Source organism: Pseudomonas brassicacearum (genome assembly GCF_000585995.1).
Taxonomy (GTDB): domain Bacteria; phylum Pseudomonadota; class Gammaproteobacteria; order Pseudomonadales; family Pseudomonadaceae; genus Aquipseudomonas; species Aquipseudomonas brassicacearum_A.
The window spans coordinates 1,655,400-1,668,147 of sequence record NZ_CP007410.1; the positions used below are offsets into that span (position 1 = coordinate 1,655,400).

Genomic DNA, 12,748 nt, shown 5'->3' on the forward strand with positions numbered 1-12,748 from the left:
AGCCTTAGTCGACAAAGACCCTACTGTAGCCGGACACCGGGCCCGGGACCAGATATTCTAGGTCGCTCAATCACCTGCCGCGGAGTGAACCGATGACCGATGCTGTAGCCCACGATGCCGAATTGGACGCCAGCGGCCTGAATTGTCCGCTGCCGTTGCTCAAGGCCAAGCTGGAACTCAATCGCCTGGCCAGCGGCGCCGTGCTCAAGGTGACCGCGACGGACGCGGGGTCCCAGCGGGATTTCCGCACCTTCGCCCGGTTGGCCGGTCATACGCTGCTGCGTGAGGAAGACGACAATGGCGTCTACCGTTACTGGCTGAAGAAAGCCTGAAAAATCGATAGCGTCTCTTAAGGATTCTTAATGTTCAAAGTGTTACGCGACTGGATTCAGCGCTACTTCTCCGACGAGGAGGCGGTGGTGCTGGCCGTGCTGCTGTTCCTGGCCTTCACGGCGGTCCTCACCCTGGGTGGCATGCTGGCGCCGGTACTGGCGGGGATGGTGCTGGCGTACCTGATGCAGGGGTTGGTCACGACGCTTGAGCGCCTGCGGCTACCGGGTGCCGTGGCCGTGGGCTTGGTGTTCGCCCTGTTCATGGGCTTGTTGTTGGTATTCATCGTGGTGATTGTGCCGCTGCTCTGGCACCAGTTGGTGACGTTGTTCAACGAGCTGCCGGGGATGCTTGCCAAATGGCAGTCGGTGCTGTTGTTGCTGCCAGAGCGCTATCCGCACCTGGTGTCCGATGAGCAGGTGTTGCAGACCATCGAAGTGGTGCGCGGCCAGATCGGCAAGTTCGGCCAGTGGGCGCTGACGTTTTCGCTGTCCAGCTTGCCACTGCTGGTTAACATCATGATCTACCTGGTGCTGGTGCCGATCCTGGTGTTTTTCTTCCTCAAGGATCGGGAAATGATCGGGCGCTGGGTCCGTGGCTACCTGCCCCGTGAGCGGGCGCTGATTACCCGGGTGGCCCAGGAGATGAATCGCCAGATCGCCAATTACATTCGCGGAAAAGTCATCGAGATTTTCATCTGCGGCGGGGTGACCTACATCGGCTTCATGGCCCTGGGGCTCAACTACGCCGCGCTGCTGGCGTTGCTGGTGGGTATTTCGGTGGTGGTGCCCTACGTCGGTACGGTGGTGGTGACCGTGCCCGTGGCGTTGATTGCGCTGTTCCAGTGGGGCTGGGGCGACCAGTTCATTTATCTGATGGCGGTCTACGGGATCATCCAGACGCTGGACGGCAACGTGTTGGTACCGCTGCTGTTCTCCGAGGCGGTGAACCTGCATCCGGTGGCGATTATCTGCGCAGTGTTGTTATTCGGCGGGTTGTGGGGATTCTGGGGCGTGTTCTTTGCGATTCCCCTGGCAACGCTGTTCAAGGCGGTGCTGGATGCGTGGCCGAGCAAGGAGCCGGTGGTGGCGCCGTTGTTGTAGCTGATTCATCGGTTGGGCTGATGGCCTCATCGCGAGCAAGCTCGCTCCCACAGGGTTCTATTGAACATCACAGATCCCATGTGGGAGCGAGCTTGCTCGCGATGGCGCCAGGACAGGCAACGAAAAATGTCAGGCCTTGTTCAGCGCCTGAGCCGCCGCCAACACCGCATCCACATGCCCAGGCACCTTCACACCACGCCATTCCTGGCGCAGTACGCCGTTCTTGTCGATCAGGAACGTGCTGCGATCAACGCCCAGGTATTCCTTGCCATAAAGCTTTTTCAGCTTGATCACGTCGAACAGCTGGCAGACGGCTTCGTCCTTGTCGCTGATCAGCTCGAACGGAAACTCCTGCTTGCACTTGAAGTTCTCGTGGGACTTGAGGCTGTCGCGGGAGACGCCGAACACTTCGGTATTGGCGGCCTTGAACTGCGCGTACTGGTCACGAAAGCCCTGGCCTTCGGTGGTGCAGCCAGGGGTGCTGTCCTTGGGGTAGAAGTAAATCACCACCTGCTTGCCTTTGAGGCCAGCGAGGCTGACGGTCTGTCCGCTGGTGGCGGACGCCTGGAAATCGGTAACCGGCTGGTCGACGGCAACGGCCATGAACGCTTCCTTACATTGGGTTTTGTGGGCGCCACGGTTCGATCAGTGCGTCGAGGTTCATCGCATCGGCGAAGTCCAGGAACTGATCGCGCAGCCAACTGATCTGGGTGCCGGCCGGCAGGGTTACGGTGAACGTGGCATTGAGCATGGTGCCGCCGGTCTGCGGAGCCTGGTAGGTGTCGCATGTCAGGTTTTCCAGCTCGACCTGGTGGTCCATGAAAAACTGGCACAGCTCGTTGATGATGTCCGGCCGGTAGGCCGAGCTCACATAGGCCACGTAGGGCAGGGCCTGGGGACGGTTCTCCAGGGCGGCGCTGCGCACCACGTTGACGGTGAAGGCGTGCTTCTTGGCCAGCAATGACAGGCTGCCTTCCAGGCGAGCCAGGGCGTCCCAGCTGCCGGAGATTTCGAGCACGAGCGCACTGCATTCGCCATGACGGGTCAGGCGTGAGGTTACGACGGCACAGCGATTTTCATGGCTGGCGCGGCACAGGACGTTAGTCAGCTCCATGGGGTTGGCGCCAAGGGCACTGATAACAAGGAATTGTTCGCGGACTGTGGGGGTGGACATGCAGCATTCCTAAAGCGATGAGCGGTCGGCACTTCATGCGGCTCGACACGGCCCCAGGCCCGGATAAACGAACGGTTCAAGCCCTGTGCCTGGGATTGCGCTGCATTCCGGGACGGCGGGAATGCACCATGACAAACGCAGGATCGGGGCTTGTGGCGACGAAAACGGAGGCTGGGAACCGGCGAATGAGCTTATCAGTACCGATCAAAGCCTGAAGGGTAGCGAAAACCATCGCCAAGGGGAATGGTAGTTCGCTTGTACAAGCATCTTGGCGCCAGTACCATTACCGCTCTCTTTTTCCGGCAGGAGCGGTTTCATGATTGCGGGCAGTATGGTGGCACTGGTCACACCCATGGATGCACAAGGGCGTCTTGACTGGGTCAGCCTCAGCAAACTCGTGGACTTCCACCTTGAAAACGGCACCCATGCCATTGTCGCCGTCGGTACCACCGGCGAGTCGGCAACCCTCGATGTCAACGAGCACATCGAAGTCATCCGGGCCGTGGTCAAGCAGGTCAACGGTCGCATCCCGGTCATCGCCGGTACCGGCGCCAACTCGACCCGCGAAGCCGTCGAGCTGACCCGCAACGCCAAGGAAGCCGGCGCCGACGCCTGCCTGCTGGTCGTTCCGTACTACAACAAGCCGACCCAGGAAGGCTTGTACCAGCACTTCAAGTTCATCGCTGAAGCGGTCGACATCCCGCAGATCCTCTATAACGTGCCCGGCCGCACCTCCTGCGACATGCAGGCCGAGACCGTGATTCGCCTTTCCACTGTCCCGAACATCATCGGCATCAAGGAAGCCACCGGCGACCTGAAGCGCGCCAAGGCCATCCTTGATGGCGTGAGCAAGGACTTCATCCTTCTTTCCGGTGATGATCCGACCGCGGTCGAGCTGATCCTGATGGGCGGCAAGGGCAATATTTCCGTCACCGCCAACGTCGCTCCGCGCGAAATGGCCGACCTGTGCGAGGCAGCGCTCAAGGGCGACGCCGATACCGCACGGGCACTTAACGAAAAACTGATGCCGCTGCACAAAGACCTGTTCCTCGAAGCCAACCCGATCCCGGTGAAGTGGGCTTTGGTCGAAATGGGTCTGATGCACCAAGGCATCCGTCTGCCGCTCACCTGGCTCAGCGAAGCCTGTCACGAACCGCTGCGGCAGGCCATGCGCCAGTCCGGCGTCCTGGTTTAATTGAGGAAGTACAACGCATGAAGCGAATGGCCGGACTTTCCGCACTTGCCTTGATTATCTCCAGCACCAGTGGCTGCGGATGGATCTGGGGCCCGGAAGGTTACTTCCGCGACCGTGGTAGCGATTACCTGGAAGCGCAACAGACTGCACCGATGCAACTGCCGCCTGACGTCAGCGTCGCCAAGCGCCTGGATCCGCTGTTGCCGGTCCCGCGTAACGTGGCCGATGACAGCGTCAAGGGCGAATACGTCGTCCCACGTCCACAGCCGCTGTCGGCCATGGCCGATGCCAGCGACTACACCCTGCAAAAGAGTGGCGATTCAAGCTGGGTCATGGCCCAGCATCCACCGGCCGAAGTCTGGCCCGTGGCAATCCAGTTCTTCCAGGACAACGGTTTCCGCCTGGACGAGCAGCGCCCGCAGACGGGTGAATTCACCACCACTTGGCAACGTTCCGATGAACTGTCCGCTGCCATGGCCAAGCGCCTGAGCGCCGCCGGCGTCGCTGCCGACAGCGAAAGCCGCGTGCGGGTGCGTATCGAGCCGGGTGTGCAGCGCAATACCAGTGAAGTCTACGTGGTCAGTGCTGAGCGTCCTGCCGGTAGCACAGCCGACGTAGCGTTCACCAACCGTTCGGTCAATACCGGCCTCGACGCTGCGCTGGTAGACGACATGCTCGCCAGCATGAGCCGTACGGCAGAGCAGGGTGGTTCGGTCTCGATGTTGGCCTCCAAGGAGTTCGATGCGCCGAGCCGCGTCAGCCTGAGCGAAGACGGCAGCGGCAACCCGGTGCTCAACGTCGGTTCGGACCTGGATCGTGCCTGGTCGAGTGTTGGCCGTGCGCTGGAGCAGGGCGAATGGCGGGTTGAGGACATCAACCGTAGCCTGGGCCTGTACTACATCAACCTCGCCGAAAAGGCCGAGAAGAAAGACGAGAAGCCTGGCTTCTTCAGTGGCCTGTTCGGCAGCAAGCCGGACAAGGAAGAAGTTGAAGCCCGCGCCGAGCGTTATCAGGTTCGCCTGAGCAAGGTGGGCGACAACGTCCAGGTGACTGTCGAGAAGAACATCAACACCGTGGCGCCGGCCGATGTGGCGCGCAAAGTGTTGGGCGTGATTCAGGATAACCTGGGCTGATCCGATGCGTTTTGCCGTTCTCGGCAGCGGTAGCCAGGGGAACGGCACGCTGATAGCCAGCGCCGACACGTACGTGCTGGTCGATTGTGGTTTCTCCCTGCGGGAAACCGAGAAGCGCCTGTTGCGCCTGGGTGTGCACCCGGCGCAATTGAGCGCGATACTGGTGACCCACGAACATGCCGACCACGTGCATGGCGTGGGTTTGCTGTCTCGGCGCTACAATTTGCCGGTCTACCTCAGCCGTGGAACGTTGGATGGCCTGCGCAAGCCCATCGAGCCCGCCGGTTTCGTGGTCGGGGGTGAGCAATTGCGCGTTGGCGCCCTGGATATCAGTGTGGTCAGCGTGGCGCACGATGCCCGGGAGCCGACGCAGTATGTGTTCAGCGACGGCGAGCGCCGCTTCGGGTTGCTCACTGACCTGGGTTCGTATTGCAACAAGGTGATGGACAGCTACCGGGACCTCGATGCGTTGATGATCGAGTCCAACCACTGCCGTGACATGCTGGCGCGCGGGTACTACCCGTACTTTCTCAAGCAGCGGGTAGGCGGGGAGCGCGGACATTTGAACAACCACCAGGCGGCGTTCCTGGTGGCCGAGTTGGGCTGGCAAGGCCTGCAACACCTGGTCCTGGCCCATCTGAGCAGCAAGAACAACCTGCCGCAGCTGGCCCGGCAATGTTTTGTCGACACCCTCGGGTGCGACCCGGACTGGCTGCAATTGGCCGATCAAGATTCAGGGCTCGACTGGCGAGATATCGCCTAGCCCACTACTTAGCAAGCGGAGCCCATCATGGAAAAACGTGAAGAACTCTACCGCGGCAAAGCCAAATCGGTTTACAAGACCGACGACGCTGACCGCTTGATCCTGCTGTTTCGCAACGACACCTCGGCGTTCGACGGCAAGCGCATCGAACAGCTGGACCGCAAGGGCATGGTGAACAACAAGTTCAACGCCTTCATCATGCAGAAACTCGAAGCCGCCGGCGTGCCGACCCAGTTCGACAAGCTGCTGGGCGACAACGAATGCCTGGTCAAGAAGCTGGACATGATCCCGGTCGAATGCGTCGTGCGTAACTACGCCGCCGGCAGCCTGGTCAAGCGCCTGGGTGTGGAAGAGGGCATGAAGCTCAACCCCTACACCTTCGAGCTGTTCCTGAAGGACGACGCCAAGGGCGACCCGTTCATCAACGAATCCCACGTCGTGGCATTCGGTTGGGGCACCGCCGAGCAACTGGCCCGCATGAAGGAGTTGTCCCTCAAGGTCAACGAAGTGCTGACCAAGCTGTTCGACGACGCCGGCCTGCTGCTGGTGGACTTCAAGCTTGAGTTCGGTGTGTTCAGCGACGGCTCCATCGTCCTGGGTGACGAATTCAGCCCGGACGGCTGCCGTCTGTGGGACAAGGACACCAAGAAGAAGATGGACAAAGACCGCTTCCGCCAAGGCCTCGGTGATGTCATCGAAGCCTATGAAGAAGTCGCCCAGCGTCTGGGTGTACCGCTGTAATCGACGCAAGCATCTGATAGCACGGAAAAAATTTCGTCCGGGGGTTCGCTTCCGGCAAATGTGCTGGTATGATGCGCGCCACTGGAGAGATGCCGGAGTGGCCGAACGGGACGGATTCGAAATCCGTTGTACTGGCGACAGTACCTAGGGTTCAAATCCCTATCTCTCCGCCATTATTGAATACGACTAAGCCCCTGAAATGGTTGAACATTTCAGGGGCTTTTTCGTTTCTGGCAGTGAGAGGCTGCTCGATGAAGACTAGCTGGCGATGTACTGGTCAGCATCGAGTCACAGGTCAATGGCGGCATCGGCCCGCACCGCACCCTCTCGACACTGATCATCAAGACCTACTTCGTAATAGGAAGCTTGTTAGTGGTTACAAATTGATCGAACGCTTTCTGACTATCACGTGCGGCTTGCCGAACATCATGAAATGTCAGTTCATTGTGAACGAGCTTTTTGTGCGGTTTGTCGACTTTTTTTGTGATGGACATCGGGGCCGCCATCGCGTTTGTATCCAGCTTCGGTGCCATAAACTCGACGCCTATCTATGAGGAAATGGGCCTAGTTAGAGGCCCTTGTAATGCTAGGCAGGCTCGGCATCCAATCGTCTGGCCAAGACATCGAGTAAGTCGCAGCCACCCCTTAAAGGAATGCAGCACAGTTGTGCGAAATCCTGAAGGACCACTGAGTCGGTGGGTATCTCTCCGCGCATCGCGAGATTTTCTAAAAACTGGGTAACAGCACGAATTCTATAGCCTGCTGTATCAAGCAGGATGTGCAGCGGGGCGGTGGTATCGACGAAGAGAGGTTGATCGTCGGCATTACTGGTAAGAGCCATATATTTATTCATTTCAATTATGTCCAGTTGATTGAGGTGTTCCTCAAATTTGCGGAAACTTCTGAACATTTGTTTTCGAGTCGCCAAACCCGCGTCGCCCTTATGAACGACGCCTGAACTATAGGGCTCTCCTCTGGATGTCAGCAACGGGCTGATGCGTAGGAGGATTCTTTGAATTATGTAGGTGAGTAATGTCGGAAATTACTCCTAAGCAGCGAGTCGCTTTCCCTTAGCGTTTTTAACCCGTTATCTGCTTCCAGCAAGGGCTTTCTCCACCTCAGAAAGCCGCTCAAATGAGCCTCCTCACAAGCTCATTTCATTGTGACAACCAGACTAATGGTCTATAGCTCAAGACATGCTTGCCGATAGGTAAGGCAATCCAATCTAAGGAGTGACCCCCCATGCTGCGGTTTTTTGCCGATCTTGGCTTCCGCTGGAAAATCACCCTTCCAATCGCTTTCCTCGCCGTGTTGCTGGTGCTGATGGGGTGGTCGGGCATGCGTGGTATTGATCAGGTGACGCAGTCCAGCACACAGCTGACCAAGCGTTATTTGCCAGCCATCAGTCTGCTGCTCAATGCCGATCGCGATCTTTACCAGGCTTTCGTTGCCGAGCGCAGTTTGCTCGGTGGCAATGCGGGTGGCCATGTGGAGGCACTGCGTGGCAGTCATCGGGACAACCTGAAGCAAGCTTATGATCGCGTGCAGAAATACGCCGCGATGCAACCGAGTGCCGAGGCGCTGGCGCTGGTCAGTCAGTTCAATGATCGCTTTGCACAGTGGTCGCAGGTTTCACGGCAGGTCGTCGAGTTGGCCGGGAGCGATCCGCAACGGGCGAGCACCCTGAGTTTTGGTGACGGTGAAAGTAAGTTCGATACCATGCGCGATGCCATCGACAAGCTGGGTGAGTTGGAAGATGAGGCGTCGCTTCGCGAGGGGCAGGCGGCGATCGACCATGGTCAGGCAGTGGGGATACAGCAAGGCGGCATTCTGTTGATTGGTCTGCTCGGTTGCGTCCTGCTGATCGTTGCCCTGCCAATGGTCGTGCTGCGCCCGATGCGTCGGCTGCTGCACCGTGTCGAGCAAATTGCCGAGGGCGGCGGCGATCTGAAAGGGCGCCTCGAGGTGCGTTCGGCTGACGAGCTGGGCCAGCTTGGCAATGCCTTCAACCGCTTTCTCGACAAGTTGCAGCCGTTGATTGCCGAAGTGGGCCGGGTGACCGGGGAAGTCGATGCTGCGGCACGGAGCATGGCCAACATGGCCGCGACCAACGATAAACTGATCAGCAGCGAGCATGCTGCGCTCGATCAGGTCAGTACCGCTGCGACCCAGATGAGTGCCGCCGTGCATGAAGTGGCGAGTAGCGCACAGAACGCCTCGGACGCCGCGCAGCAAGCCACCAGCCAGTCCCGTGATGGTGCTGAGGTGGTCAGCAGTACCATCGAATCGATCCGTCAACTCGCCCATGAAGTGGAAAGCGCTTCGGGGACCATTGAGGCGTTGGCCCAGGAAACCTCCAGCATTGGCGCCGTGCTCGAGGTGATTCGTGGCATTGCCGAACAAACCAACCTGCTTGCGCTGAACGCCGCCATTGAGGCCGCGAGGGCGGGCGAGCAAGGCCGCGGTTTTGCCGTCGTGGCTGATGAAGTCAGGGCCCTGGCGGCACGTACCCAGGATTCGACCAAGGACATCCAGGTTCGCATCGAGCGCCTGCAAGCCGGTGTCGCCAAGGCAGTGCAAGCCATGCACATCGGCAGTACCAAGGCCCGCGACAGCGTCGAGCGCGCCGCGGGTGTCGATCAGGTGCTCAGTGGTACCGGAGGGTCCATACAACGGATCAACGATATGGCTGCGCAGATCGCCAGCGCCTGTGAAGAGCAGAGCAGTGTCACCGAGGAAATCGCCCGCAATATCTCCGATATCCGAGACTTGTCCAACGAAGCAGCGGAAAACTCTGCGCAGAGCATGCATGCCAGCCAGCAGCTTTCCAATTTGTCGAGGGACCTGAAGGAGCTGACCGGTCGCTTCCGCGCCTGAGCCAGGCCCGAACGTGAGCGCCTCCGAACCCTTGGCGGCGACACCTCGCCAACGACGCCTCCTGGGAGATCACCAGGAAGCTGAATACGATTGAGTTCCTGGTGTAATCAACTGCACCAGGGCGAGTGAGGTGTAACCTCAGATCCAGACATCGTTGACGGCCGTTCGCTCATTGGTTTCATCGCCCGTATTGATGACGCCACGAGGCTCGATCAACAGCAGCTTCACTTCCCGGGCGGCGAAGGGCTTGTGCTCGATGCCTTTTTTGACGACGTACATCTCGCCGGGACCGATCGTCACCGCGCCGTCGCGAAAGTCGATCCGCAGTTCACCTTCGAGCACGATAAACGTTTCATCGGTGTCGGCATGGCTGTGCCAGACGAAGTCACCTTCGAGGCGGGCGATCTTGAATTGGTAGTCGTTCATTTCGGCCACGACTTTCGGTGTCCATTGCTCCTGGAACAATGCGTACTTTTGAGCGAAGTTGATGGGCGAGTATTGAGTGGTCATTGGGGATGCTCGTGGTGTGAGGGAATAAGCGCCACCTTACTGTCCTGGTCGGAGGCGGTATTGCATGATCGTGCAGCTTTTTGCGGCGCCTGGTTTCAGCTTCGACGGAGCATCTTCAGCCAGCGTGCCGGTGAGATGCCGAACGCCTGGGTATGCAGCCGGGTCATGTGGCTCTGATCGAAAAAGCCACTGGCCAGTGCGGCATCGCTCAACGGCGCGCCGTGGAATATCAAGCGACGGGCTTCATTCAATCGACGCTGGGTGATATAGCGATAGGGACTGGTGCCGTACAGCGCACGGAAGTCCCGGGACAGGCTCCATCGGTCCCGACCGCTTGCCTGGACCAAATCATCCAGGGTAATGGCCTGCTCAAGGGCATCATGGATGAACAGTCGGGCACGTTCCGCCGCGGGGTAATCAAGCAATCGCCTCCCGCGGCGGTTACCCGCAGCGATATCGAGGGCCTGGGCCACGTCGTAGATGGCGTCCTCTTCCTCCAGCGGGTCGAGGTGATGATCCATGCTGCTCAATAACCTGCGGGTGGCGATATTGAGGCGAGGGTCGCTCGATAAGCCGCCTTCGATGAAGGGCAACGGTTTGCCGCCCAGCACCTGCTGGATCAACGACGGCTCAATGTAGAACATCCGGTAACGAAAGCCATCGCTTGTCCCCGCCTCACCGTCGTGAACCTCATCCGGGTGCAGGACGATGGTTCCACCGGGCAGGCTATGACGTTTGCTGTGCCGGTAATTGAAACTCTGGACACCGGAAAGCGTAATCCCGATGGCGTAGGTGTCATGCCGGTGTGTGGTGTAGCCATGACCACTGAAATAGGCTTCGATGCGTTCCAGTTTCCTTGATTCAGGTGCCCGCACCAGCCAGTCGTGATTGTGAGTGGATCGAATCATTGGGACTGGCCTCTCGTTCTACTGGTACACGATAGCTGTCTGGCGGGCCCAGGTTGAGGCCACAGAAAGCTGCCCACCCGGAGCAGCTCATGGTCGATACAGCGCCGCGCTGTTTAGATTTCCTTCACCGGTGTCTCGCCGTGGGCATTTTTGATCAGCCCGATGACGTGAAGGCAGTCGGCTTTGTTCACATAGGATTCGCCACTGGCGATCGTTTCGTGGTTACCCGCCCTCAAACGCCAGCGCCATTGGCCTTTTCCGGTGTTCTGGGTACCTCGGGTCTGCCTGTAGATTTCAAAATACATCGGTCCGCTCCATGCGATTGACTCAATAAGACATGCTTTGCACATGTCGTTGCAAGCCTAGCCAAGCTGATAGTTTTGGCTATCGCCAATAGGTTTCCAATGATGATGAGATATTGCCGAAAATTGCAGTGCTTTTGCTCGAACCGACTCGGACCGGGAGCAATGGATGAACCGCAACCAATTGCGCAAGGCCGACATCAACCTGATGGTGGTGGTTGAGACGCTGATGCTTGAGCGTAACGTGACACCGGCACGCGACGAAACAAATACTGCGTAAAAGAATAAAGTCGAGGTATGGTTTGCCACGGCTGAACCCACCTGGTCATATTTCGAATTGGAGTCGAACACATGCCTCACCTGCACATGGAATACACCGCCAACCTGCCCAACCTCAAGGCCGACGTAGCGCTGTTGCGTTTGAATAACGCATTGGTGGCTTCGGGTCAGTTTGCCGCCGAGTCAGACATCAAGAGCCGGGCGGTGAAAGTCGAGACTTACCGGGTGGGTACGGGGTTGGGCGAGCGCGGTTTCGTGCACGTGAAGTTGGCCTTGCTGAGCGGTCGCTCACCGGAAATCAAGAAGCAACTGGCCGACAGCCTGCTGGCCGTGATCCAGGAACTGGACGAATGGCCGGCGGGTGTTTCCGTGCAGCTGTGCGTGGAAATCCTCGACATCGATCGGGGTCCTTACGCCAAGGCTATGATCGGTCAGTGACGGTCAGGCGTCATTCTTGGCGCAGGCCTTGATGATCTGTTCGCGCAGCCAGGTATTGGCGCTGTCCTGATCGGCGGCCGGGCTCCACTGCATGTCCAGGGTGAACCCCGGCAGGCCCTTGGGCGCTTCGTGGTGATTGAAAATTGCCTCGTTGGCCAGCAATTTCTGGATGCGGCGGGGCAGGGTCAGGATGAAGTCGGTGCCGGTGATCATCTTCAGCGCCGCACTGTAGCTGTTGGCGCGCGCGGCAAGCTGGCGTTGATGGGCCTGCTGTGACAGCCAACCATCCACCATGTTGCTGGGCGAATTCCAAGGCGTCGGAAAAACGTGCCGACGCTCCAGGAAAGACTGAAGGCTCAATTGCGCTTGCAAGGGCGTCGCCCGTTTATCCACGACACAGACCAAGTCCTCCTCCAGCAACTGCCGGGATTTGAAATCGGCATGGGCACTGTGGAAGTTCGGGCCGAAGCAGATCACCAGGTCCAGGCTGCCGTCACGCAGTTCCTCGGCCGGAATATCGGCTTCGAGTTTGTGCATATTCACCACCACCGGCAGGTTGGCGTAATCGAAGCCTTGCAGCAGTTGCGGCAGGATCAGGTGCTCGAAGTATTCCGGTGCGCAAATATTGAAGGTGACGGCCTGCCGGGTCGGATCAAACGTCGGCGCACCGGCATGGCACAGGTTGATGCTTTGCAAAATGGTGCGCACGTGGTCGTACATGCCCTCGGCCTTATAGGTAGGGCGCATGCCGGTGCGGGTGTTGATAAACAGCTCGTCTTCGAAGCAGGTGCGCAGTTTCTTGAGGCAGTAACTGACCGTTGACTGACTGACACACAATGCCTCGGACACGCCGGTCACGCTGCTTTGCTCGTACACGGCGGTAAACACCATGAGGTCCTGCATATCGAGCTTTCTGAGGGAGTTACTGTTCAGCATCCGTTCTGTCTCGCTGTGCTCCTTGCGCGGATGTAGCGCAAATCAGACCGACGATCCTA

General features: G+C 58.8%; 15 protein-coding genes, 1 tRNA gene and 1 pseudogene. 10 read left to right on the plus strand and 7 right to left on the minus strand.

Going from position 1 to position 12,748, the window contains the following annotated elements:
* The first annotated feature begins 92 nt into the window (after positions 1-92).
* The gene (locus CD58_RS07215) at positions 93-332 is read left to right on the plus strand and encodes a sulfurtransferase TusA family protein (protein WP_025212368.1); all 240 of its coding nucleotides are present in this window, start codon (positions 93-95) and stop codon (positions 330-332) included.
* A 30-nt stretch (positions 333-362) separates the two neighbouring features.
* Positions 363-1,433 carry an AI-2E family transporter gene (locus CD58_RS07220; RefSeq protein ID WP_025212369.1) on the plus strand — a complete coding sequence of 357 codons (1,071 nt, stop codon included), beginning with the start codon at positions 363-365 and terminating at the stop codon, positions 1,431-1,433.
* 129 nt (positions 1,434-1,562) lie between these two features.
* On the opposite strand, the gene CD58_RS07225 is transcribed toward CD58_RS07220, so the two are convergent.
* Together CD58_RS07225 and CD58_RS07230 are read right to left on the minus strand one after the other, a co-directional pair.
* Complete coding sequence (locus CD58_RS07225; RefSeq protein ID WP_025212370.1) at positions 1,563-2,036, minus strand: peroxiredoxin; 474 nt, start codon at positions 2,034-2,036, stop codon at positions 1,563-1,565.
* A gap of 10 nt (positions 2,037-2,046) precedes the next feature.
* Positions 2,047-2,607 (minus strand): glycine cleavage system protein R, encoded by a 561-nt coding sequence (locus CD58_RS07230; protein ID WP_025212371.1) that lies wholly within the window; start codon positions 2,605-2,607, stop codon positions 2,047-2,049.
* Between the two features lie 316 nt (positions 2,608-2,923).
* Here CD58_RS07230 and dapA point away from each other — a divergent pair, with 316 nt between their 5' ends.
* From dapA to CD58_RS07255, 5 genes are all read left to right on the plus strand, one after another.
* Entirely contained in the window at positions 2,924-3,802 is an 879-nt protein-coding gene (gene dapA, locus CD58_RS07235) for a 4-hydroxy-tetrahydrodipicolinate synthase (RefSeq protein WP_025212372.1), read from the plus strand.
* Positions 3,803-3,819: 17 nt separating this feature from the next.
* Positions 3,820-4,935 carry an outer membrane protein assembly factor BamC gene (bamC, locus tag CD58_RS07240; protein WP_025212373.1) on the plus strand — a complete coding sequence of 372 codons (1,116 nt, stop codon included), beginning with the start codon at positions 3,820-3,822 and terminating at the stop codon, positions 4,933-4,935.
* Positions 4,936-4,939: 4 nt separating this feature from the next.
* Positions 4,940-5,698, plus strand: a complete 759-nt coding sequence (locus tag CD58_RS07245; protein WP_025212374.1) for an MBL fold metallo-hydrolase — start codon at positions 4,940-4,942, stop codon at positions 5,696-5,698.
* Positions 5,699-5,725: 27 nt separating this feature from the next.
* Positions 5,726-6,439 carry a phosphoribosylaminoimidazolesuccinocarboxamide synthase gene (gene purC, locus CD58_RS07250; protein ID WP_025212375.1) on the plus strand — a complete coding sequence of 238 codons (714 nt, stop codon included), beginning with the start codon at positions 5,726-5,728 and terminating at the stop codon, positions 6,437-6,439.
* Positions 6,440-6,522: 83 nt separating this feature from the next.
* Positions 6,523-6,612: transfer RNA gene (locus CD58_RS07255), tRNA-Ser, on the plus strand.
* 413 nt (positions 6,613-7,025) lie between these two features.
* On the opposite strand, the gene CD58_RS07265 is transcribed toward CD58_RS07255, so the two are convergent.
* A complete protein-coding gene (locus CD58_RS07265) occupies positions 7,026-7,292 on the minus strand; it encodes a hypothetical protein (protein ID WP_025212376.1) in 267 nt (88 codons plus the stop codon).
* Between the two features lie 389 nt (positions 7,293-7,681).
* Between CD58_RS07265 and CD58_RS31785 the strand changes: the two are divergent.
* Positions 7,682-8,458 (plus strand): annotated as a pseudogene (locus CD58_RS31785) (MCP four helix bundle domain-containing protein); the annotation flags it as partial.
* A 78-nt stretch (positions 8,459-8,536) separates the two neighbouring features.
* A complete protein-coding gene (locus CD58_RS31790) occupies positions 8,537-9,316 on the plus strand; it encodes a methyl-accepting chemotaxis protein (RefSeq protein ID WP_405045645.1) in 780 nt (259 codons plus the stop codon).
* A 138-nt stretch (positions 9,317-9,454) separates the two neighbouring features.
* Here CD58_RS31790 and CD58_RS07275 read toward each other — a convergent pair whose 3' ends face one another.
* The 3 genes from CD58_RS07275 to CD58_RS07285 form a co-directional block, all read right to left on the minus strand.
* Entirely contained in the window at positions 9,455-9,826 is a 372-nt protein-coding gene (locus tag CD58_RS07275; protein WP_025212378.1) for a cupin domain-containing protein, read from the minus strand.
* A 95-nt stretch (positions 9,827-9,921) separates the two neighbouring features.
* A complete protein-coding gene (locus tag CD58_RS07280) occupies positions 9,922-10,734 on the minus strand; it encodes an AraC family transcriptional regulator (RefSeq protein WP_025212379.1) in 813 nt (270 codons plus the stop codon).
* 113 nt (positions 10,735-10,847) lie between these two features.
* Positions 10,848-11,039, minus strand: coding sequence for a YegP family protein (locus tag CD58_RS07285; RefSeq protein WP_025212380.1), 192 nt, complete (start codon positions 11,037-11,039; stop codon positions 10,848-10,850).
* Between the two features lie 348 nt (positions 11,040-11,387).
* Between CD58_RS07285 and CD58_RS07290 the strand changes: the two genes are divergently transcribed.
* The gene (locus CD58_RS07290) at positions 11,388-11,753 is read left to right on the plus strand and encodes a 5-carboxymethyl-2-hydroxymuconate Delta-isomerase (RefSeq protein WP_025212381.1); all 366 of its coding nucleotides are present in this window, start codon (positions 11,388-11,390) and stop codon (positions 11,751-11,753) included.
* 3 nt (positions 11,754-11,756) lie between these two features.
* On the opposite strand, the gene CD58_RS07295 is transcribed toward CD58_RS07290, so the two are convergent.
* A complete protein-coding gene (locus CD58_RS07295) occupies positions 11,757-12,689 on the minus strand; it encodes a LysR family transcriptional regulator (RefSeq protein ID WP_025212382.1) in 933 nt (310 codons plus the stop codon).
* Positions 12,690-12,748: the final 59 nt, after the last annotated feature.

Excerpts from the sequence above, each read along its gene's own strand:
- CD58_RS07215 (WP_025212368.1), top strand. The coding sequence starts at position 93 with ATGACCGATGCTGTAGCCCACGATGCCGAATTGGACGCCAGCGGCCTG.
- CD58_RS07220 (WP_025212369.1), top strand. The coding sequence starts at position 363 with ATGTTCAAAGTGTTACGCGACTGGATTCAGCGCTACTTCTCCGACGAG.
- CD58_RS07225 (WP_025212370.1), bottom strand. The coding sequence starts at position 2,036 with ATGGCCGTTGCCGTCGACCAGCCGGTTACCGATTTCCAGGCGTCCGCC.
- CD58_RS07230 (WP_025212371.1), bottom strand. The coding sequence starts at position 2,607 with ATGTCCACCCCCACAGTCCGCGAACAATTCCTTGTTATCAGTGCCCTT.
- dapA (WP_025212372.1), top strand. The coding sequence starts at position 2,924 with ATGATTGCGGGCAGTATGGTGGCACTGGTCACACCCATGGATGCACAA.
- bamC (WP_025212373.1), top strand. The coding sequence starts at position 3,820 with ATGAAGCGAATGGCCGGACTTTCCGCACTTGCCTTGATTATCTCCAGC.
- CD58_RS07245 (WP_025212374.1), top strand. The coding sequence starts at position 4,940 with ATGCGTTTTGCCGTTCTCGGCAGCGGTAGCCAGGGGAACGGCACGCTG.
- purC (WP_025212375.1), top strand. The coding sequence starts at position 5,726 with ATGGAAAAACGTGAAGAACTCTACCGCGGCAAAGCCAAATCGGTTTAC.
- CD58_RS07265 (WP_025212376.1), bottom strand. The coding sequence starts at position 7,292 with ATGAATAAATATATGGCTCTTACCAGTAATGCCGACGATCAACCTCTC.
- CD58_RS31790 (WP_405045645.1), top strand. The coding sequence starts at position 8,537 with ATGGCCGCGACCAACGATAAACTGATCAGCAGCGAGCATGCTGCGCTC.
- CD58_RS07275 (WP_025212378.1), bottom strand. The coding sequence starts at position 9,826 with ATGACCACTCAATACTCGCCCATCAACTTCGCTCAAAAGTACGCATTG.
- CD58_RS07280 (WP_025212379.1), bottom strand. The coding sequence starts at position 10,734 with ATGATTCGATCCACTCACAATCACGACTGGCTGGTGCGGGCACCTGAA.
- CD58_RS07285 (WP_025212380.1), bottom strand. The coding sequence starts at position 11,039 with ATGTATTTTGAAATCTACAGGCAGACCCGAGGTACCCAGAACACCGGA.
- CD58_RS07290 (WP_025212381.1), top strand. The coding sequence starts at position 11,388 with ATGCCTCACCTGCACATGGAATACACCGCCAACCTGCCCAACCTCAAG.
- CD58_RS07295 (WP_025212382.1), bottom strand. The coding sequence starts at position 12,689 with ATGCTGAACAGTAACTCCCTCAGAAAGCTCGATATGCAGGACCTCATG.